Origin of the sequence: Rahnella contaminans (assembly GCF_011065485.1) — a bacterium.
In the GTDB taxonomy this organism is placed as follows: Bacteria; Pseudomonadota; Gammaproteobacteria; order Enterobacterales; family Enterobacteriaceae; genus Rahnella; species Rahnella contaminans.
This window is the reverse complement of record NZ_JAADJS010000005.1, coordinates 1-21473: the sequence shown is the minus strand read 5'-3', so window position 1 is coordinate 21473 and position 21473 is coordinate 1. Positions and strand designations below refer to the sequence as shown.

General features: G+C 52.0%; 14 protein-coding genes and 1 rRNA gene. 3 read left to right on the top strand and 12 right to left on the bottom strand.

Features of this window, described 5'->3' with window-relative positions:
* Nucleotides 1-120: 120 nt before the first annotated feature.
* Nucleotides 121-3921, top strand: a complete 3801-nt coding sequence (locus tag GW579_RS19320) for a S6 family peptidase (RefSeq protein ID WP_235937437.1) — start codon at nucleotides 121-123, stop codon at nucleotides 3919-3921.
* A 48-nt stretch (nucleotides 3922-3969) separates the two neighbouring features.
* Here GW579_RS19320 and GW579_RS19315 read toward each other — a convergent pair whose 3' ends face one another.
* The 6 genes from GW579_RS19315 to GW579_RS19290 all read right to left on the bottom strand — a co-directional run bounded on the left by GW579_RS19315 (nucleotide 3970) and on the right by GW579_RS19290 (nucleotide 9232).
* Nucleotides 3970-4626, bottom strand: coding sequence for an HAD family hydrolase (locus tag GW579_RS19315; RefSeq protein WP_165061211.1), 657 nt, complete (start codon nucleotides 4624-4626; stop codon nucleotides 3970-3972).
* Nucleotides 4623-5615, bottom strand: a complete 993-nt coding sequence (locus GW579_RS19310) for an ABC transporter ATP-binding protein (protein WP_165061208.1) — start codon at nucleotides 5613-5615, stop codon at nucleotides 4623-4625. Before GW579_RS19310 ends, GW579_RS19315 begins: the two co-directional genes overlap by 4 nt.
* Nucleotides 5616-5617: 2 nt before the next feature.
* Nucleotides 5618-6403, bottom strand: a complete 786-nt coding sequence (locus tag GW579_RS19305) for an ABC transporter permease (RefSeq protein ID WP_165061205.1) — start codon at nucleotides 6401-6403, stop codon at nucleotides 5618-5620.
* Nucleotides 6404-6425: 22 nt separating this feature from the next.
* Nucleotides 6426-7268 (bottom strand): ABC transporter permease, encoded by an 843-nt coding sequence (locus GW579_RS19300; RefSeq protein ID WP_152327446.1) that lies wholly within the window; start codon nucleotides 7266-7268, stop codon nucleotides 6426-6428.
* A gap of 26 nt (nucleotides 7269-7294) precedes the next feature.
* A complete protein-coding gene (locus GW579_RS19295; protein WP_152327447.1) occupies nucleotides 7295-8092 on the bottom strand; it encodes an alkaline phosphatase family protein in 798 nt (265 codons plus the stop codon).
* Between the two features lie 81 nt (nucleotides 8093-8173).
* Nucleotides 8174-9232, bottom strand: a complete 1059-nt coding sequence (locus GW579_RS19290; RefSeq protein WP_152327448.1) for an ABC transporter substrate-binding protein — start codon at nucleotides 9230-9232, stop codon at nucleotides 8174-8176.
* A 202-nt stretch (nucleotides 9233-9434) separates the two neighbouring features.
* Between GW579_RS19290 and GW579_RS19285 the strand changes: the two genes are divergently transcribed.
* Complete coding sequence (locus tag GW579_RS19285; protein ID WP_152327449.1) at nucleotides 9435-10145, top strand: UTRA domain-containing protein; 711 nt, start codon at nucleotides 9435-9437, stop codon at nucleotides 10143-10145.
* 86 nt (nucleotides 10146-10231) lie between these two features.
* Here GW579_RS19285 and metH read toward each other — a convergent pair whose 3' ends face one another.
* A complete protein-coding gene (metH, locus tag GW579_RS19280; RefSeq protein WP_420821556.1) occupies nucleotides 10232-13915 on the bottom strand; it encodes a methionine synthase in 3684 nt (1227 codons plus the stop codon).
* A 265-nt stretch (nucleotides 13916-14180) separates the two neighbouring features.
* Between metH and iclR the strand changes: the two genes are divergently transcribed.
* Complete coding sequence (iclR, locus tag GW579_RS19275) at nucleotides 14181-15023, top strand: glyoxylate bypass operon transcriptional repressor IclR (RefSeq protein WP_371819832.1); 843 nt, start codon at nucleotides 14181-14183, stop codon at nucleotides 15021-15023.
* Between the two features lie 40 nt (nucleotides 15024-15063).
* Here the strand turns inward: iclR and aceK are convergent, their stop codons facing one another.
* The 5 genes from aceK to rrf form a co-directional block, all read right to left on the bottom strand.
* Nucleotides 15064-16776 carry a bifunctional isocitrate dehydrogenase kinase/phosphatase gene (aceK, locus tag GW579_RS19270; RefSeq protein WP_165061199.1) on the bottom strand — a complete coding sequence of 571 codons (1713 nt, stop codon included), beginning with the start codon at nucleotides 16774-16776 and terminating at the stop codon, nucleotides 15064-15066.
* Nucleotides 16777-16822: 46 nt separating this feature from the next.
* Nucleotides 16823-18145 (bottom strand): isocitrate lyase, encoded by a 1323-nt coding sequence (gene aceA / locus GW579_RS19265; RefSeq protein WP_165061196.1) that lies wholly within the window; start codon nucleotides 18143-18145, stop codon nucleotides 16823-16825.
* Between the two features lie 40 nt (nucleotides 18146-18185).
* Nucleotides 18186-19784, bottom strand: coding sequence for a malate synthase A (aceB, locus tag GW579_RS19260; protein WP_165061193.1), 1599 nt, complete (start codon nucleotides 19782-19784; stop codon nucleotides 18186-18188).
* Nucleotides 19785-20151: 367 nt separating this feature from the next.
* Complete coding sequence (gene metA, locus GW579_RS19255) at nucleotides 20152-21081, bottom strand: homoserine O-acetyltransferase MetA (protein WP_152327455.1); 930 nt, start codon at nucleotides 21079-21081, stop codon at nucleotides 20152-20154.
* A gap of 281 nt (nucleotides 21082-21362) precedes the next feature.
* Nucleotides 21363-21473: ribosomal RNA gene (gene rrf, locus GW579_RS19250) — 5S ribosomal RNA — on the bottom strand; the annotation flags it as partial.

Sequence of the window (21473 nt, the reverse complement as noted above, 5' to 3'; positions counted from 1 at the left end):
TCAAATAAAAATAAACATACTTAAATCAGATGGATTTATTTTCAAGGACACGAATATATGAAAGTTAAATTATTGAGCGGAGTGATATCACTTTGCATATTCAATGCCAGTGCCGGTGTAATGAACGAGAACATTGATGTACAGGACTATCGCGACTTCGCGGAAAACCTGGGAAAATATCAGCCTGGCGCCAATAACGTGCAGGTATTTAACCTTGATGGGACCCCTGCGGGGATCCTTCCCTTCTCTCTGCCGGACTTTGCCAGCGCAAGTACTGCGGGCTATGCGACTGTTATCGGGGCTAACTATGTCACCAGCGTGACTCACCTTGGCTGGTTCGAAAATGCCACTTTCGGGGCTAACGCTAAATACAGTACACAATATGAGGTCATTAATTATAATAATGACCCGAATGCAGATTTTAATGTCGACCGCTTAAATAAAGTCATTACTGAAGTCGCTCCTGTTGAAATAGTCAAACCCTCTGATGTTTACGAGAGTAAAAATAATGGCAGGTATGTATATTTCACGCGAGTAGGGGCCGGATATCAATATCAGATTGATGCGGCAGGCCAGACATTGAATCAGTTAACAAAATATTCCTATATGTGGAAAAGTGCCGGGACATTAAATCCGCAAACGATATCTCAGAATCAAATTTACTGGGTTAATAATAATACGGCCTCGCCTCTGGATATTGCCGCCAACCAGGGAGACAGCGGAAGCCCGATACTGGTCTACGACAATGTTGATAAAAAGTGGAAGATGTATGGTGTAACAACATCGGGTACCGGCGTTGAAAACCGTGCGCCGCACACACTTGGTACTTACGGGCTGGGTTTACCCACCGATTTTATAAGCAGCATTGTCAACAATTATACCGATCCAGATGTCATTGATATCGCAGCACAAGGGGATATTCACTGGACCGGCACGGGGGCTTCTGGCGACATTATTCAGGGCAACTCTGGCTGGCAATGGCATGGTATCAACACCCGTCTTCCCGGCCAGTTTATTCTCACCCCGGAAGATATCATGGCAGGAAATATAGGCACGGATGTGCGGAACCCTCAGCTTGATGCTTCTAAGGATCTGCGTTTCAACGGTGATGGCGGATTAATTGTCCTGGATGCGACAATTAATCAGGGCGCGGGTAAATTACAGTTTTCCAACGACTACCGGGTTATTTCTGCCGACGGTCAAAATAATACCTGGATGGGTGGCGGTATTGAGATTGATGCCGGTAAGAGAGTTGACTGGGAAGTTAACGGAGTGGCGGGAGACAGCCTGCATAAAATTGGTGCCGGTACACTTTACGTCAACGCCTTTGGCGATAATCCGGGGGAATTAAATATCGGGGATGGCACGGCTGTTTTGGCTCAGCAGGACGACGGGGCGGGCCACCATCGCGCTTTTTCCTCAGTGACCCTTGTCAGTGGCAGACCCACCGTGCAATTGCAGGGAGATGACCAGATTGACCCCGCCCATATTTATTTCGGTTACCGCGGGGGGAAACTGGATCTCAATGGCTATGACATGCGCTTCACGACGATTAATCACAGTGATTCTGGCGCGACCATCATCAATGCTAATCCGGATGACAGTTCCACGCTGACATTGGCAAACACGAAATCTGAAACCTTTATCGGACGCCTGGGAACACCTGATACCGCGCAGGGGCTCAACGTTATATTAGCGTCCGCCAAAAGCACCGATAACTATTCCCTGACCGGCGGCGGCTGGCTTAATAATCTGACCGTCAGCAACGGTACGCTTTCACTGGGCGGAAGGATGACACCACATGCGGGTGGCGCGACTTTCAGCAACGACTGGATTGATGAAACTTTCCAGATAAGCACGTTAAACCTTAATGAAGGCGGTCTGCTTCAGCTCACTGAACATGGAACACTTGATAGTGACATCACTCTCGGAGACCGTTCGACTCTGCAAATGCACAGCCGCAGCAAACTGGAAGGTCATGTGCTCCTGGGCGACGAGGCCATACTTTCGGTGAAAGCCGGCGATGCCAGTGATAAAAGTACATCGGGCACGGCGGATGTCACTATTGCGGCTACGCTGGAAGGCGCCGGCAGTCTGAGCAAAGACGGCCGGGCAAATCTTTACATGTACGGTGACAATACCTTTACCGGCGGCACCACGGTTAAAAACGGCGCGCTTGTTCTCGAGGGTTCGCTGGCTTCCACGCTGACCATGGAAACCGGAACCACATTTGCCGGTAACGCCAATATCGCCGATCTGGTTGTGAAAGATGACGTTATCATCGCCCCTTATTATGCTGACAGCGGCCCTTCGGGCTATTCCGCCGCTCCGGTTAGTGCATCCACAATACACATCAATGGTAATCTGACCACCGGCTCCAGCGACGTTGTCGAGCTACGGGCGCAACTGACTTCGGGCGCATTGCAATATGACCGCTTGCTGATCAATGGCGATGTGATTTCAGATGACAAACCCATTCTGGTTTCAGTGACGCCATCCGGAGAGGGTATTTTTACCGACAGTAACAACAACGGCAGTGCAGATAACCAGGAAGGTATTTCGCTGATCCAGGTCGGCGGCAATGCGGGCAAAAGTTCTTTTGCACTGGCGGGAGAATACGTCGCGCGCGGTGCGTATGCCTATACGCTGTATGCTTTTGCTCCGGGTCGCAGCGCCGCTGATGAGCGTGCAGTGACCGGTTCGGGAGGGCAATACTGGGACTACCGCTTGCAAAACCGAATGCTCAGTGAAAATGAGAACACCTCACCCACGACGGATCCTATTCCGGAACCTGATGACGGCGGCGATGTAACTCCCGTGCCGGAACCTGATGACGGCGGCGATGTGACTCCCGTATCGGAACCTGATGACGGCGGCGATGTGACTCCCGTACCGGAACCTGATGACGGCGGCAATATAACGCCGGAACCGGAACCGGAACATCACAGCGATTCTCAATACAGCCGGGCAGCGGTAACTCCGCAGGTGCCCTCTTATCTTTCCCTGCCTTCCGCATTATTCAGCTACAGCAGCCGCCTGAACAGCAGTTTTCAAAATCAGGTTTCGCTTCTCGACGATAAGAAAATGAATATTTTCTTCCAGTACCTCAATGGAGAAGATACTTACCATTCGTCGCTCAGCTTTAAAGATTACGGCTACGACTATAAACAGAAACAAGAAGGCTGGCTGTTTGGCGGTAAGGTCTTGCAACTGCAGTCTGACAGTCAGTCTTTTGATGTAAGCCTTGGGCTTTCCCGGGCGGATCTGGATATCACTCCTGATGCGGCAGACGGAGACAGCAAAACGCACTACACCACATGGGGGCTTTCTGGCTTGTCGGTTTACAAACAGAAAAACGGGCTTCTGGCGGAATTCGGGCTGAATGCGGCGAAATACAACGGCGAGGTTTCCACCGATTTACGCGGGGGTGATGTCGCAGATATCAATGCCAAATCGTTTGGCGCCACGCTGGATGTGGGCTATCAGTTCACATTGGGTCAGCATCAGTTGACGCCGGTTATAGGTGCCGGAGTGCAATATCTGAAGGTTGATAACTTTACCGATATCGATGACGCGAAGGTTAAATACGATAACATGACGAGGCCGCTGGGCAGTATCGGATTGCGTTATCGATACGACTGGGACAGCCTGAATACCGGGAAATGGGCGGTGGTCGCCAGCACGCGATTGATAAAAGATTTCAGCCACCATTCTGACGTTCATATCGGCGACCTCCACAGTAACGATGTCAGTCGTTTTTCAACCGATGTGACAGGCAGCGCGGCGCAGTTGAATATTGGCGTGGTCAATACGCTCATCCCGAATGTGTCACTGAGTGTGGGCGGGGAATACCAGAAAAGGCTGGAAGAGGAAGGGATTGATTACTGGCAAATCGTCACGGGCGTCAGAATAAGTTTCTGAAGAAATCCCTATAAAAACGCCCCTGATTTAACATTTTTTATCTGCAGTCTATTTCCACGAAAACACGGGCCATCCTGCCTGCCGGGCGTGCCGGAGCAGGATGGCGTCGGGATTCACGGCAACCGGCTGACCCACGCGGGTCAGTAAGGGCAGATCATTGTGGGAATCCGAATAGAAACTGGCTTGTTGCAGCAGGGAATCGTCCTGATTGATGAGTTCAAGTAAACGCGACACTTTGCCTTCGCGGTACGTCATCGTCCCCTGCGTGGCGCCGGTAAAGCGCCCGTCTTTCATTTCCACACCAATCGCCAGCGTTTCCTCAACACCGAGGTAACGGGCAATCGGCTGCACCAGATGCTGGCCGGAGGCGGAAATAATGACCGTCCGGTCGCCCTGTGCGCGGTGAGCAGCCAGGCACTCACGCGCCTGCGCATAAATACGCGGTGCTATTACGTCCTGAATATAGCTTGCGACCATGCCTGCGACGTCACTTTCGCTGCGGCCGGTAAGCGGTGCGAGAGTACAGCGCATGTACTCCTGCATATCCATTTTACCCACGGCATATTGTTGCATCAGCGCGGCATCCTGTTGCAGGAAAGCCTGTTCATCCGCCACCCAGCCATTCGCTACCATGTAGGCAGACCACAAGCTGGAACAGTCGCCGCTAATCAGAGTTTCATCGAGATCAAACAGCGCCAGTTTCATGCAACTTCCCGTAACGTAACAAGATCTAACTGCAAACCAACATCGCTGCCATCGGCGCGAAGTGAGGCCACAGAACGGTTTAAAACATCCACAGAAAGCTCAACACCGTGCGCTAAAACACGATAACGCACCACGTTGCCCAGCAGGCTGTGGCTTAGAATTTTAGCCTGAATGCCCTCAGTCAGCTCGCATATCGTCACCGACTCTGGCCGGATGGCAACGCGGCCCGTGTAAGTCATGCCTGTCAGCGCCATCGCCTGTTCAGAACTCAGCAGGTTGTAGCTGCCGATAAAGCCCGCTGCGAACGCATCCACCGGTTCAGTATATAAGGTTTCGGCATCGGCATTTTGGACGATTTGTCCTTTGTTCATCAGCACAATCCGGTCTGACATGGTCAGCGCCTCTTCCTGATCGTGCGTGACGAAAATGGCCGTCAGGTTCATTTCACGCTGAATACGGCGGATTTGTTCGCGCAGATGTTTACGGATACGGGCATCAAGCGCGGAAAGCGGTTCATCGAGCAACAACAGGCGCGGCTGCGTCACCAGCGAACGCGCCAGCGCCACACGCTGACACTGACCGCCGGAAAGCTGATGCGGATAACGTTTGGCGTAATCGTTCATTTCCACCAGTTCCAGCACTTCGCCCACGCGACGGTGTAGTTCCAAAGCCGGTATCTTTTGCATTTTCAAACCAAACGCAACGTTGGCTTCGACCGTCATATTCGGGAACAGCGCGTAGCTCTGGAAGACCATCCCGATCCCGCGCTGCTGTGGTGGTAAGGGCACAATGTCCTGCCCCTGAATCACAATTTTTCCGCTATCGACCGACGTCAGTCCGGCCAGGCAGCGCAGCAGGGTGGATTTTCCGCAGCCGCTTGGCCCCAGCAACGTGACGAATTCACCCTCTTGTGCCGAGAAATCAATGTTATTGAAAATCTGCGTCGGACCGTACGACTTGTTGAGTTGAGTGACCTGCAAATACGACATAATCAGCTCTTTCCTTTGTTCAGCATGTTCGCCACCCAGGTGAAAATCAGGACGACCATGAAATACGAGATGACTAATGCGCTGGTGAAATGACCGCTGCCATTGCGCATGTTATAGAGATAAACCTGTACCGTTTCATAACGGCTGCCCGCCAGTAAGTTGGCGAAGACGAATTCCCCGATGAGGAAGGAGAAGGACAGCAACACGGCAATCATTCCGCCTTTACGTAAGTTGGGTAACACCACCAGCAACGCGGCTTTCCAGGTACTGGCACCGAGCAGGTGCGCCGCATCCATCAGGTCGCGCAGGTTGATCGCCTGCATGTTGTTGGAAATAGCACGATAGATAAACGGCAAGGCGATGGTGAAGTAACATCCAATCAGGATCCACGGCGTACCGGTCAGCGCCAGCGGCTCAGCAGAATACAGCTGCATCAGCCCCACCGATGACACCACCGGCGGCACGGCAAACGGCAGCAGAATGAGAATATTCATCAGCGCATCGAGCCTAGGGAAATAGTAAGCAATCACAAACATTAGTGGCAGGATCAGCACCAGCGACAGGAAAAGTGTGCCAAAACACACCAGCAGCGAGTGCCAGAGCGCAATCAGAAAACGCGGATCGCTCCACAATTCCACCAGCCATTTCAGCGTAAAGCCGCTCGGCAAAATGGTCGCGCCCCATTCCAGCACCAGCGCGTACACCAGCGTCGCCAGCAACGGCAACATCAGGACAATCAGTAAAATCCAGATCACCACACGGTGGTAAATCGCTTCAGAGCGCGACATCTTACGTTCCTTTTTCCGGCAATCAGCTGCGCTGACTGAGATAACTTTTACGCAATAACCACTGATGGACAAGCGTGATAAACGCCATCAGCACCACCAGCAACATCGCCAGCGCACTGCCCATATTCGGATCGAGGGAAATATCCCCCGACACCAGCGCCGCGATGCGTACCGGCACGACGTTGAAATTGCCTGTGGTCAGCGCGTAAACCGTGGCATACGCGCCCAGAGCGTTGGCGAGCAAAATCACGAAAGTCCCCAGCAGCGCCGGGAATAAAACGGGTATGCCGATATGACGCCAGTAACTCCAGCGCCCCGCACCGAGCAGAGCCGCCGATTCGCGCCAGTCTTCGCGCAGGGCATCAAACGCGGGATACATCAGCAATACGCCCAACGGGATCTGGAAATAGGTGTAAAGCACAATCAGCCCGTCTTTCGAATACAGGTCGAAATGCTCCATCAGGCCATATTTTCTGAGCAGCAGCGTCAGGCAACCGTTCAGGCCGAGCAAAATCACAAAGGCAAACGCCAGAGGCACGCCCGCGAAGTTGCTGGTCATATTGGTAAACGACATCACGAAATCATGCAGCTTTGTCGGGCCTAGCTGGCGAAGTGAGTAACTGCCCACTAACGCGATTAGCAAACCGTATAAACTCGACCAGATAGAAATATCCAGCGAGAAGCGCATGGCCTGCAGATAAAACGGAGAAGTCAGAATATCGCTGTAATTGCCCAGTCCCCAGGCTTCATAGGTTTCGCTGTAAAAGCTGCTCACTGCAATCCAGGCCAGCGGCGCCAGCTGGAACGCGACGAAAAAAATCAGAAACGGCAGCATAAACAGCGCTGCAATCCACTTAGCTTTCATCGGTTATCCTCTAAAAGTGACGGGATTCAGGCCAGTAATGCCGCGCAATGTGGCTTGTCGTGGGCAATATTGAGGATCTGACAAACAGTGCCACACAACTCGGTTTGCAGCGGTGCGGCATCTTTAAAGCTGAAAGCACTGCCAAAGACAAACAACGGCACCTGACGCTCTTCCGGTAAAATACCGCCATGGCTGCGGTCATCGTTCATGCCGTGGTCGGCGGTTACGATGACCTGATAACCCGCGTCCAGCCAGTCACCCAGATAGCGCGAAAGTATGCCGTCCGCCGTCCGCGCTTTGTTGCGGTATTGCGGCGTCGACAGGCCAAATTTGTGGCCAGCGTCATCAATATTCATCGGGTGGATCAGCAGGAAATCGGGGTCATGCCGACGACGCAGGCTTTCAGCATCGTCAAACAGATGCGAATCAGGGTAGCCGTCGTCGTAGTAAAAATGACCATGCTGAATGGCCAGAGACTCATCGCTGGTATGCCGGTCACGCGGCGGGTCAAACGGCGTGCGGTTATACAATTCACTGACCCAGTGATAAGCCGCAGCCGCGGTCGTCAGACCTGCCTCACGAGCATAATGGAAAATACTGCGTTGCGTGGATAACCGGTCAACGTGGTTATGCACAATACCACTCGCCACCGGCGCGATGCCGGTGAGAATGCATTCGTAAAGCGGCCGGGACAGCGAAGGCAGTTCGCATTCCAGTTGATACAAGCGGCCGCGTCCTGCGGCACACTGAGCCTGTAAATAACCCATTGCGTCTTTGCCGACCTGATAATTCAGGCCGTCGAGTACTACCAGAATGCTCTTCATTACACTTATGCCTTTCTTGCAGGTGTTGTAATTAATCAATGCTTTCGCTGCCCGGTTTTTTCTATTTTTTAATTCAGGAAATTACTGCTGCATGTTGATCATGACGTTTTCCTGCCACAGGCGAGGCAAGGTTTTGGCGCTCTTATCCCAGGCAGCCGGATCGGCAATCGGGTGAGCATTTTTGTATTCGCTGGATGGCAGCAGTTTGGCTTTCACGTCGTCTGGCAATGTGATGTGATCAGCACGGATTGGGCGGGCATAACCACGCGCCAGGTTGATCTGACCGGCATCGGAGAAGATGTATTCACGCGCCAGTTTAGCGGCGTTCGGGTGTTTGGCGAATTTGTTGATTATGGTGGTGTAACCCGAGGTGATAGAACCATCAGAAGGGATCACCACGTCGAAGCGGGTTTTGTCGATTTTGTCGCGATAGCTCAGACCGTTGAAGTCCCAGACCACACCCACCTGCACTTCACCTTTTTCCAGAGAAGCGATGACCGGGTTAGTCAGGCTCAGACGTCCTGCTTTCGCCAATTTGCCGAAATATTCCAGACCCGGTTTCAGATCCTTTTCATTGCCGCCCATCGCGTACGTTGCCGCCAGAACGCCGTTCGCGGCCTGCGCTGCGGTGCTGACATCACCGATAGTGACTTTGTATTTGCTGTTGAGCAAATCAGCCCAGCTGTGCGGCTCATCTTTCACCTGAGATTTATCAATGATGAATGCAATAGTGCCGGTGTAAGCGAGTGCCCACATACCATCTTTATCTTTCGCCCAGTCTGGCACCTGATCCCAGGTGGTCGGTTTATAAGGCTGAGTGACGCCCTTCTGAACCGCTACCGGACCGAATGCAGCACCCACATCACCAATATCCGCACTGGCATTGTCTTTTTCGGCAAGGAATTTCGCGATTTCCTGAGCAGAACTCATATCGGTATCACTGTGTTTCAGGCCGTATTTGGTGCTCAAATCATTCCAGGTCTCTTTCCAGTTCGCCCAGTCATCAGGCATACCGACGCTGTTCACCGTGCCTTCGGCTTGTGCCGCTTTCAGGAGTTCAGCAGGAGGTTCAGCGGCAAATGCCGGTGAAGCGGAGAGGACAAGCGCGCTGGTTAACACAGAAGCGAACAACTGTTTCATAACGGATGCTCCGGATGGTAGTGTGTGAAGTGCTGGTCTAGTCCAGCAAGAACCAAGCCAATCTAACGCTCAATTGTGATAATTATATGTCAGCGTGAAAAAGCAGCAGTTTTAAGCTTATCGCTGTTAACAAGCGCACATAATTTACGCAATTCCGGGTCAGGTTGGTGCAAAAACGCACTGAAATGAGGCTTGCTCACCGATGAATGAATCGCAGACCACCCTTGCCGTTATCTGCAAGGCTTTGAGCGAAAGTATTGCGGCCGGAGCATTTTCTGCCGAAGGAAGGTTGCCTTCTGAGCGCGCGTTGAGTGAACAGTTTTCCACGACCCGTATTACGCTGCGTGAAGCGTTAGGCCATCTGGAAGCGCAGGGGCTGATTTATCGTGAAGTACGCCGGGGCTGGTTTGTTTCTCCTCCGCGCATTGTCTACAACCCGTTGCAAAGAAGTCATTTTCACGCAATGGCGAAAGATCAGGGGCGCAGCGCAGAAACTCAGGTTATTGATGCCAGGCACTGCGTTGCCAGCGATACGGTATGCCAGAAGTTATTGCTGCCCTCCGGCAGTGATGTGATCTGCATCCGCCGGTTACGCTATATCGACAAGCGCCCGGTACTTTATGTGGAGCATTACCTCAATCCTTTGTATTTCAGTGGCATTCTTGATGCAGATTTAACCTCTTCCCTGACTGACCTGTATGCATCACGCTACGATATCCATTACGGGCGCGTACGGTTTGATATGGTGCCGACGCTGCTGACAAGAGAAGCGTCGCAGGCGCTGAAAGTTGCCTCCGGCAGCCCCGCGTTATTTATCACGCGCACCAACCGGGACCAAAATGACCGGGTCATCGACTGCGATCTGGAATACTGGCGTTATGACGCGCTGCACATTGATGTGGAAGTGAATTGATATGAATCCCGGCCACCTGATGAAGTCAGTGACCGGGTTTCATGAGAACCGCCAGCGCAGAGTCAGCTGGAAGCATGACAGGGAAATTAATCGGCGTCGTAACCTAAGTTTGGCGCGAGCCAGCGTTCGACTTCGGCGACCGGCATGTTTTTGCGCGCGGCGTAATCTTCAACCTGATCGCGCTGAATCTGCGCCACGGCGAAGTATTTGCTGTCAGGATGGCTGAAATACCAGCCGGATACCGCCGCGCCCGGCCACATCGCAAAGGATTCAGTCAGTTGCATACCCGTGTTGGCTTCCACATCCAGCAGTTTCCAGATTTGGCCTTTTTCAGTGTGTTCAGGACAGGCCGGATAACCCGGAGCCGGGCGGATCCCCTGATAATTTTCGCGGATAAGTTCTTCATTGCTCAGGTTTTCTGTCGGCGCAAAACCCCAGTAGACCTTACGCACTTTCTCATGCAGGTATTCCGCGAACGCTTCGGCCAGACGGTCTGCCAGCGCTTTGATCATAATTTTATTGTAATCATCATGCTGCTTGTCATACGCCTCGGCCAGCGCATCTTCTTCCAGCCCGCCTGTGACGGCAAACGCGCCCATGTAATCTTTTTTGCCGCTGGATTTCGGTGCGACAAAATCGGCCAGGCAATAGTTCGCGAAATCGGTTTTTTCGGTTTGCTGACGCAAATGGTGGCTGACAACCAGCACGTCCGTGCGGCGCTCATCTGCGTAAATCTCGATGTCATCACCTTTACGGTTTGCCGGGAACAGGCCAACCACACCGCGCGGATTCAGTAATTTTTCAGCGGAAAGCTTATCGAGCAGATCGTTGGCATCTTTGAACAGGCGCTTCGCTTCTTCACCGACCACTTCGTCTTCCAGAATGCGCGGATATTTGCCTGCCAGCGACCAGGTCATGAAGAATGGCGTCCAGTCGATGTAATTGCGCAGCGTTTCAATGCTGGCTTCCACTTTCTGAATGCCGAGGCGATGAGCAACCGGCGGCGTGTAATCGTCCCAGTCGATAGTGGTGGCGTTATCGCGCGCCACCTCAAGGCTGACCGGCGGTGTACGCGGCTTTTTACGTCCATGCTGGATGCGCACGGTGTCGTACTCTTTGCGCGTGCGTTCGATAAACGCATCACGCTGATCTTTTGACAGCAAAGCAGACACCACGCCGACTGAACGCGAAGCGTTTTGCACGTAGCAGGTCGCGCCGCTGTAGTTTTGTTCGATTTTAACCGCGGTGTGTGCCTTGGATGTCGTCGCACCGCCAATCAGTAATGGTATGGTAAAACCGCGGCGCTCCATCTCTTTCGCCACATTAACCATTTCATCAAGTGAGGGCGTGATCAGCCCTGACAGTCCGATAATATCGACGTTCTCTTCAATGGCGGTTTTCAGAATTTTGTCGGTCGGCACCATCACGCCGAGATCGATAATCTCGTAGTTATTACACTGCAGCACTACGCCGACAATATTTTTGCCGATGTCATGCACGTCACCTTTTACCGTCGCGAGCAGGATTTTACCGTTAGTCTGGCCCTTCTCCTTGCTGGCTTCGATGTACGGCTCAAGATATGCCACAGCCTGTTTCATAACACGGGCGGATTTCACCACCTGCGGCAGGAACATCTTACCGGCACCAAACAGGTCACCGACGACGTTCATGCCGTCCATCAGCGGACCTTCAATCACTTCGATAGGCCGCGCAGCCAGCTGGCGGCACTCTTCGGTATCCAGTTCGATAAATTCGGTGATGCCTTTCACCAGCGAGTATTCGAGGCGTTTTTTAACTTCCCAGCTGCGCCATTCCGCCTGCTGTTTATTCGCTTCGCCATCGTCTTTGCTGCCACGGTATTTTTCGGCCAACTCGAGCAGACGTTCGGTACCATCATCGCGGCGGTTGAGGATCACGTCTTCAACGGCGTCGCGTAGTTCAGCCGGTAAGTCATCATAAATCGCCAGCTGGCCAGCGTTGACGATCCCCATATCCATGCCGTTGCGGATGGCGTGATACAGGAACACGGCATGAATAGCTTCGCGCACCGGTTCATTACCACGGAACGAGAAGGAAACGTTGGAGACACCGCCGGAAATCAGCGCATGAGGTAACTGGGCTTTGATGTCGGCGCAGGCTTCGATGAAATCAACGGCGTAGTTGTTGTGCTCTTCAATCCCGGTGGCGACTGCAAAGATATTCGGGTCGAAAATAATATCTTCCGGCGGGAAGCCGACTTTTTCAGTCAGCAATTTGTAGGCGCGACGGCAAATTTCAATTTTACGGGCGCGGGTATCCGCCTGTCCGGTTTCATCAAAGGCCATGACGACTACGGCTGCCCCGTAGCGGCGCACCATACGGGCGTGATGCAGGAAAGCTTCCTCACCCTCTTTCATCGAAATGGAGTTAACAATGCCTTTGCCCTGAATGCATTTCAGGCCTTTTTCAATGACATCCCATTTGGAGGAGTCAATCATGATTGGCACACGGGCGATATCCGGCTCACCGGCAATCAGGTTGAGAAAACGCGTCATCGCCGCTTCGGCGTCGAGCATCCCCTCATCCATGTTGATGTCGATAATCTGCGCGCCACTTTCTACCTGCTGGCGGGCAACTGCCAGCGCTTCAGAATACTTCTCTTCTTTAATCAACCGTTTAAATCGCGCAGAACCGGTGACGTTGGTACGTTCGCCAACGTTCACAAACAGCGTCTGCGGATCAATAGTCAGAGGTTCCAGCCCCGCCAGACGGCAGGCCACGGGAATAGACGGCACCGCACGCGGCGGCACGCCTTCGACGGCTTTTACCATCGCCGCAATATGTGCAGGCGTGGTACCGCAGCAACCGCCGACAATATTCAGAAAGCCCGAGCGCGCCCATTCGGCAATGTGTTCCGCCATTTCTTTGGCTTCCAGATCGTACTCACCGAAAGCATTAGGCAAACCGGCGTTCGGGTGCGCCGTGACATAACATTCGGCAATACGCGATAACTCAGCGACATACTGACGTAATTCATCCGGCCCCAGGGCGCAGTTCAGGCCGAAAGTGAGCGGTTTAACGTGGCGCAGTGAGTTATAAAAAGCTTCCGTGGTCTGGCCGGATAATGTTCGACCAGAGGCGTCCGTGATGGTGCCGGAAACCATCACAGGCAATACGATGCCCATCGTTTCAAATTCGCTTTCAACCGCAAATGTGGCGGCTTTGGCATTGAGCGTATCGAAAACGGTTTCGATCATGATGAGATCGGCACCGCCCTCGATCAGCGCGCGGGTCGATTCGCGATAGGCTTCCACCAGTTGATCGAATGACACATTACGAAATGCCGGATCGTTAACGTCTGGAGAGATCGAAGCTGTGCGGTTAGTCGGGCCTAAAACACCGGCCACATAGCGCGGTTTATCCGGTGTGCGGGCGGTCCACTCATCGGCGCACTGACGCGCCAGCCGGGCGGCTTCATAGTTGATTTCAGCCGAGAGCGATTCCATATGGTAATCGGCCATCGCAATAGTGGTGGAGTTGAAGGTGTTGGTTTCGAGAATATCTGCGCCAGCGGCAAGATAACCGTTGTGGATCTCGATGATCACTTCGGGTTTGCTCAGGACCAGAAGATCGTTATTGCCTTTAAGATCGCTTCCCCAGTCGGCAAAGCGCTGGCCGCGATAATCTTCTTCTTCAAGACGGTAGCTCTGGATCATGGTTCCCATGCCGCCGTCCAGCACCAAAATGCGCTGTGCCAGTTGCTTATGTAGCGCTTCAACCCGATTAGTCACTTTCACCTCATCACCCACCACGCACACCCGGCAAATTGTTCATTCATACGCCGGAAATTATGGTCAACATCCTAGCATACCTTCAGAAGCCAAAAGGCCGTGGTGACATGAGACTTTTTCAATTCAGGAAGGCATCCCGCAAATGCTGTGCAACACATCGGATGAGCGCAAAGGCAGGTTGCGATCCATACTGTAAAAACGAAAACCAATTCCAAAAATAATTTTTCTTCGCCAGTTTTTGGCGCATCTTACAAGGAACAGGCTTATGGCAATGTCCACATTGACTCCGGCCAAGCGTGCTAAGAAAACAAAAGCCGCTGCAACAGCAGGTAGCGCCGCCACCGGACAGGTTCAGTCCCTCACGCGTGGCCTTAAGTTGCTGGAATATATCGCTGAAGCTCAGGGCAGCGTTGCACTGACGGATCTGGCTCAGCAGGCAGGTTTACCGAATTCCACCACTCACCGTTTGCTGACCACGATGCAGCAGCAGGGGTTTGTGCGACAGGTCGGCGATTTGGGTCTGTGGACCATCGGCTCGCATGCGTTCGTGGTCGGCAGCAGTTTTCTGCAAAGCCGTAATTTGCTGGCGATGGTGCACCCGATGCTGCGCCGTCTGATGGAGGAGTCCGGCGAAACGGTGAATCTGGCAGTGCTGGATCACAGTGATTATCAGGCGATCATTATCGATCAGGTGCAATGTAATGCACTGATGCGAATGTCAGCGCCGATTGGCGGAAAACTGCCGATGCATGCTTCCGGTGCGGGTAAGGCATTTCTTTCCACCCTGCCGGAAGAGCGCCTGGCGAAGCTTCTGCACAAAATTGGTTTACACAGCTACACACCGCTGACCAAAACGTCTCCGGCAAACCTGAAACAGGAGCTGGCCGATACGCGCAAACGCGGTTATGCCTTTGATGATGAAGAACATGCACTCGGCCTGCGCTGTGTGGCGACCTGCATTTACGATGAGCATAACGACGCTTACGCCGCGATTTCCATTTCCGGCCCGGTTTCACGGATAACAGACGATCGCGTGACAGAACTGGGCGCGCTGGTGATCCACGCAGCAAAAGAAATTACGCAGGCTTATGGCGGCGGGAAACATTAATTGAGGAATTGCTCCCGCACTGATGGCGGGAGCATAAGACTTAACGGCGGCTGAAACGCTGACTGCGGCGATATGCGAAGACGTCCTCAACGTGCCCTTCGCGGATCCGCTTTTGCAGACCGCGCCAGTAATCGGCACAAAACAGGTCATTGTGTGCCACTTCGAAGAACTGCCGGACGCGCTTGTCGCTGCACAAGAATTGGCGAAATTCTTCAGGAAAAACATCCCCCGGCGCAATGCTGTACCAGGGCTCGCTGGCCAGTTCATCTTCGGGGTAACGCGGTTCAGGAATATCGCGGAAATTCACTTCCGTCATGTAACAGATTTCGTCGTAATCATAAAATACGACGCGGCCGTGACGGGTCACGCCAAAATTCTTAAACAACATATCTCCAGGAAAAATGTTCGCTGCCGCAAGTTGTTTAATCGCGTTACCGTATTCTTCAATAACGTCATGCATCTGCTGATCATCCGCCTGTTCCAGATATAAATTCAGTGGCGTCATACGCCGTTCGATATACAAATGCTTCAGGGCAATACTGTCGCCCAGATCTTCAATCTTCGCCGGGACTTCACGCTGTAGCTCTGCCATTAATTCCGGGCTGATATTTTTCTTAGCCAGAACAAAATGTTCAAATTCCTGGGTATCGGCCATCCGCCCTACGCGGTCGTGCTCTTTGACCAACTGGTAGCAGGCCATAACCTGCGCTTCAGTCACCTCCTTTTGCGGGGCGAAACGGTCTTTAATGACTTTGAAAACGCGGTCACTTCCGGGCAAGGTAAAGACCAGCATGACCATACCTTTGACGCCCGGCGCAATAATAAAAGACTCGTCGGTTTGCGCCATAAAGCGTAAATGCTCCCGATAACATTCGGTTTTCGCATGCTTCTGGCAGCCAATCGCGCTGTAAAGTTCAGCCGTCGTTTTTGCCGGTAATATCTCCCGCAGCCATTCCACCAGCGCGCCCGGTTGCGGGGCGTACACCATAAAATAGGAACGCGCGAAGCCGAAAACGATGCTGGCATCATTTCCCTCTGTCAGACACGCATCCACAAACAATTCGCGCTGATGACTTTGATGCACCGGCAATAACAGCGGGAAAACCTGCTGACCCAGCCCGATTTTTCCAATAATCCACGCCGCTTTATTGCGGTAGAAAACTTCAGTGGCGATCTCAATTACCGCCTCTGATATCGCATCACCGGGAAATCTTTGCTGCAATGCTGTACTGATGTAATCAATATCACGCGGCGCATTCTCCCACGTTAAACGCATCGGAAGATCGTGAAGAATCCGGCCCAGCGTGGTGACCAGATTTCCTTTCACAGGATATTGCCGGGCGAGTGGCCGGGCGCAATACTGTGGCCGGTGAATGGGCTGTTCGCTAAAAATAAAAAGCTTATCCGCCGTGAGTTCACGGTGTTTAAAAATCCGGCAATAGACTGAATTAAAGAAACTTTCGGCGATTTCTGCCCGGGGATAGTCAGGCAACAATCCGGCGTAACAGTTTTTTATGCGGACCAAGAATGCAGCATCGTAAAAGTGCTGACCCGTAATGCATTTGAGCTGAGAGACAACCAATCCGACATGGTGGTCGTAGAGATGAATTCGCTGTTTCATAGCCGCCTGCACCGCCGGCCAGTCGGCATTTTCAAAGCGTTGTTGCGCGCCCGAGGTCACCTCCAGAAACCGGCCATACTGTGCATCGAACCCTTGCAAAATAGTCTGAGCAATCAACAGCTCGATGCGCATAATATCGGCTCCGGCAGGGGAAAAACCCGGCTTGCGCCGGGTCAAATCAGTGGGATGTCGGGGAGAATTGCTGTTCTTCGGTCGAACCGGTTAACGCGGTTACCGATGAGCGTCCACCCTGAATGATGTTCGTCACTTTGTCGAAATATCCGGTGCCCACTTCCTGCTGATGTGAAGCAAAAGTGTATCCGCGGCCGATCGCCGCAAATTCAGGTTCCTGCACTTTTTCGACGTAATGTTTCATCCCTTCGCCCTGCGCATACGCATGAGCAAGATCGAACATGTTGAACCACATACTGTGGATGCCCGCCAGCGTGATGAACTGGTACTGATAGCCCATCGCCGCCAACTGCTCCTGGAAGGTGGCAATCGTTTTATCATCCAGATTCTTCTTCCAGTTAAACGATGGCGAACAGTTGTAGGCCAGCAGTTTGCCCGGGAATTTGGCATGAATGGCCTCGGCAAAACGCCGGGCCAGAGTGAGATCAGGCGTTGATGTTTCGCACCACACAACATCAGCGTACGGCGCATACGCCAGCCCGCGGCTGATGGCCTGCTCGATACCCGCATGCGTTCTGTAGAAGCCTTCATGCGTTCTTTCGCCGGTAATAAACTGGCTGTCATAAGGGTCACAATCGGACGTCAGTAAATCAGCGGCATCGGCATCGGTACGCGCCACCAGCAACGTCGGTACACCGAGAACATCGGCGGCAAGCCGCGCGGATACCAGTTTCTGCACGGCTTCCTGTGTTGGCACCAGAACTTTTCCGCCCATATGCCCGCACTTTTTAACAGCGGCAAGCTGGTCTTCAAAATGAACCGCTGCTGCACCGGCCTCAATCATGGATTTCATCAGTTCAAAAGCATTGAGTACGCCGCCAAAACCGGCTTCAGCGTCAGCCACAATCGGCAGGAAATAGTCGGTATAACCGGGCTGACCGGGCTCAATATTATTCGCCCACTGGATTTGATCCGCACGGCGGAAAGTGTTGTTAATCCTCGTTACCACTTCAGGCACGGAATTCACCGGATATAACGACTGATCCGGATACATGCTGGACGCCGTATTGGCATCGGCCGCGACCTGCCAGCCAGACAAATAAATCGCCTCAATCCCGGCTTTTGCCTGCTGCAATGCTTGCCCGCCGGTGAGCGCGCCCAGGCAATTCACATACCCCTTACGGGACGCGCCGTGCAGTAAATTCCACAGACGGGCAGCGCCGTGCTGAGCCAGAGTACATTCCGGGTTCACCGAGCCGCGCAGGCTGATGACTTCGGCGGCCGTATAAGGGCGGGTAATCCCCTTCCAGCGTGGCTGATTCCAGGTTTCTTCAAGCTGCTGAATTTGCTGAGTACGTGTTGTTTTCATGGCAAATGCTCCGGTCTTTTTATGTGTAGGGTAAGAAGAATCAGGCCAGCAGCTGATAGCCCGGCAGGGTCAGGAAGTCGATTAACTCATCCTGCGTGGTAATTTTTTCCATTAATGTGGCGGCCTGCGTGAAGCGCCCGGCGCTGAAACGTTGTTCACCTAACTCCTGTTGGATCACCAGCATTTCTTCATTCAGCATGCGGCGGAACAAAGGCTTGGTGACCAGCTGACCGTCGCTGAGCGTTTTGCCGTGGTGGATCCATTGCCAGATTGAGGTTCGGGAAATCTCGGCGGTAGCAGCATCTTCCATCAACCCGTAAATGGGTACGCAGCCATTACCGGAGATCCACGCTTCGATGTACTGCACGGCAACACGGATGTTGGCACGCATACCCTCTTCAGTACGTTCGCCGGAACAAGGCTCCAGCAATTGTGCCGCAGTAATATCTGCATCGTCTTCGCGTAATACGTCCAGCTGATTGGAGCGGGAACCGAGCGCTTTATCGAAGACTTCCAGCACGGTATCAGCCAGCCCCGGATGTGCTATCCAGGTACCGTCATGCCCGTTGGTCGCTTCCAGTTCTTTGTCCGTTCTTACCTTGTTCAGCACCCATTCATTGCGTTTAACATCTTTGCTCGGGATAAAGGCCGCCATGCCGCCCATCGCAAATGCGCCACGGCGGTGACAGGTTTTGATAAGCAGGCGCGAGTAAGCACTGAGGAAAGGTTGAGTCATCGTTACGGACTGACGATCGGGCAAAACGCGGTCAGAATGATTCTTCAACGTTTTGATATAGCTGAAAATATAGTCCCAACGCCCGCAGTTAAGCCCGACGATATGGTCGCGCAGGTGGTAAAGAATTTCGTCCATCTGGAATACGGCAGGTAGAGTTTCAATGAGAACGGTGGCTTTGATGGTGCCACGTGATAATCCGGCGTAGTCCTCGGCAAAGCTGAAGACCTGACTCCACCAGTCAGCTTCATGATATGACTGCATTTTTGGCAGATAAAAATAAGGGCCACTGCCTTTCGCCAGCAATGCGCGATAGTTGTGGAAAAAGTACAACGCAAAATCGAACAGAGAACCGGGAATGGCCTCACCTTGCCAGGTGACGTGTTTCTCAGGTAAGTGCAGTCCGCGCACACGGCAAATCAGAATGGCCGGGTCGGGTTTGAGCTGATAAATTTTTCCGGATTCATTGGTGTAGCTGATCGTCCCGTTAACCGCATCACGTAAGTTGATCTGCCCTTCGATGACTTTTTGCCAGTCAGGAGCAAGGGAATCTTCAAAATCCGCCATAAAGACTTTCACATTGGCATTTAGCGCATTAATCACCATTTTGCGTTCTACGGGGCCGGTGATTTCTACGCGGCGATCTTTTAAATCCTCCGGAATGCCCCGAATCGTCCACTGTGATTTTTTTATGGAATCAGTTTCCGAAATAAAATTCGGTAAAATACCGCCATCAATTTTTCTCTGCACCGCGACACGTTCTGTCATCAAGCGGTTACGCTGCGGGGTAAAGCGCATGACCAGCTCAGACAAAAAATCCACTGCTTCTGCAGTCAGAATATGTGTTTCATTTTCACCAAAACGGCGTGTAAAACTAAGCTGACTGCGCGTAATTTGCTCTGACATCGCTAACTCTCCTGATTTTTCGACTTAAATCTGCCAGACCGCCTCACTAAGCAGATGCTGATACGGTAGAAAATAAACCAGCGCCACAGGGAAAGATCCTCTGGGGGTTTATCGATGGTCATTTATTGCCCGATAGATTTAAGCGTAATCAGGTTTTTCATAAAATCAAAAACGATTTCCATTTTATTTTTATTGCATGATTTAACAGCTATTAATCAGTGAGTTAAACACGTAAAAAAATATCGAAAAATATGAATCTATTTCGATTTTTTAGAGACTGAGGATCGGATAGTCATTTAAGAGGAAGGCGTTGGAGGCAAACAGAAGCAGACGATCACGTAGGATCGTCTGTAAATCATGAAGGGAATTATTCCAGGGTTGGATTCATCTGGCGCAGATCGAATGGCGTGATCTGATAAACATAGTAGTTTAGCCAGTTGGTAAACAGCAGATGGCCGTGACTACGCCAGGTCGCTTTAGGCGCTAGCTCTGCATTGTCTTGCGGGAAGTAATTGTAAGGCATTTCAGGTGATAAACCGGCTGCGACATCACGTAAATATTCTCCGGCCAGCGTACCGGCATCATATTCCGGATGACCCGTAACGAAGGCCATACGCTTATCTTTCGTTGCGAACAAATAAGCACCGGCCTCGTCAGATTCAGCGAAAATATCAAGATCCGTATGCTGACGCAGGATGTCCGCAGGAAAATCAGCATAGCGCGAATGAGGGGCCAGGAATGTTTCATCAAATCCACGGGTCAGCAAAGCCAGCGGTTGTGATGTCTGGTGAGGATAAACGCCTGAAAGCTTGGTTTCGCGCGTCATCTTCGGCAAATCATAAAGCACATTTAACGCAGCCTGCACCGCCCAACACACGAACAATGTCGACGTGACGTGTTCTTTCGCCCAGTGGATAACGCGCTCAATCTCTGGCCAGTAGGCAACATCACAGAAATCCACTAAGCCCAAAGGAGCGCCGGTGACAATCAGGCCATCATAGTTATCATGCTGGATGTCTTCGAAATCACAGTAAAAGTTATTCAGGTGTTCAGCCGGAGTATTTTTAGATTCACGACTATCAATGCGCAGCAGCTGCACATCAATCTGTAAAGGGGAGTTGGAAAGCAGCCGTAAAAACTGATTTTCGGTCTCAATTTTCTTTGGCATCAGATTGAGTACCAGCACTTTCAAAGGACGAATTTCCTGAGTTTTTGCGCGTGATGAGGTCATCACAAAAACATTCTCATTGCGCAGGAAATTTACGGCTGGTAATTCATCTGGGACCCGGATCGGCATAGCAACTTCCTCACTACATCCATTTATACGTTTAGACTTCTAGATAGCCGAAGATAACGGTTTTTATCTAAAATGTCGAGTCTGCAAACGTTAAGTGAAAATGTTTCAGCTTCGGTTATTAATCTAGACGATCTGGTTATATACCAGAGAAAACGAAAAGCAATGAGTGATAAAAAGGGAACTACATGAGGAAAAAATAGAGGGATATGGCTGAAAATTTATCCAAATCTCCCATAGCAAAAAGCCCTGTACGTCAGTACAGGGCTTTCCACTTATTTGATGCCTGGCAGTTCCCTACTCTCGCATGGGGAGACCCCACACTACCATCGGCGCTACGGCGTTTCACTTCTGAGTTCGGCATGGGGTCAGGTGGGACCACCGCGCTGTTGCCG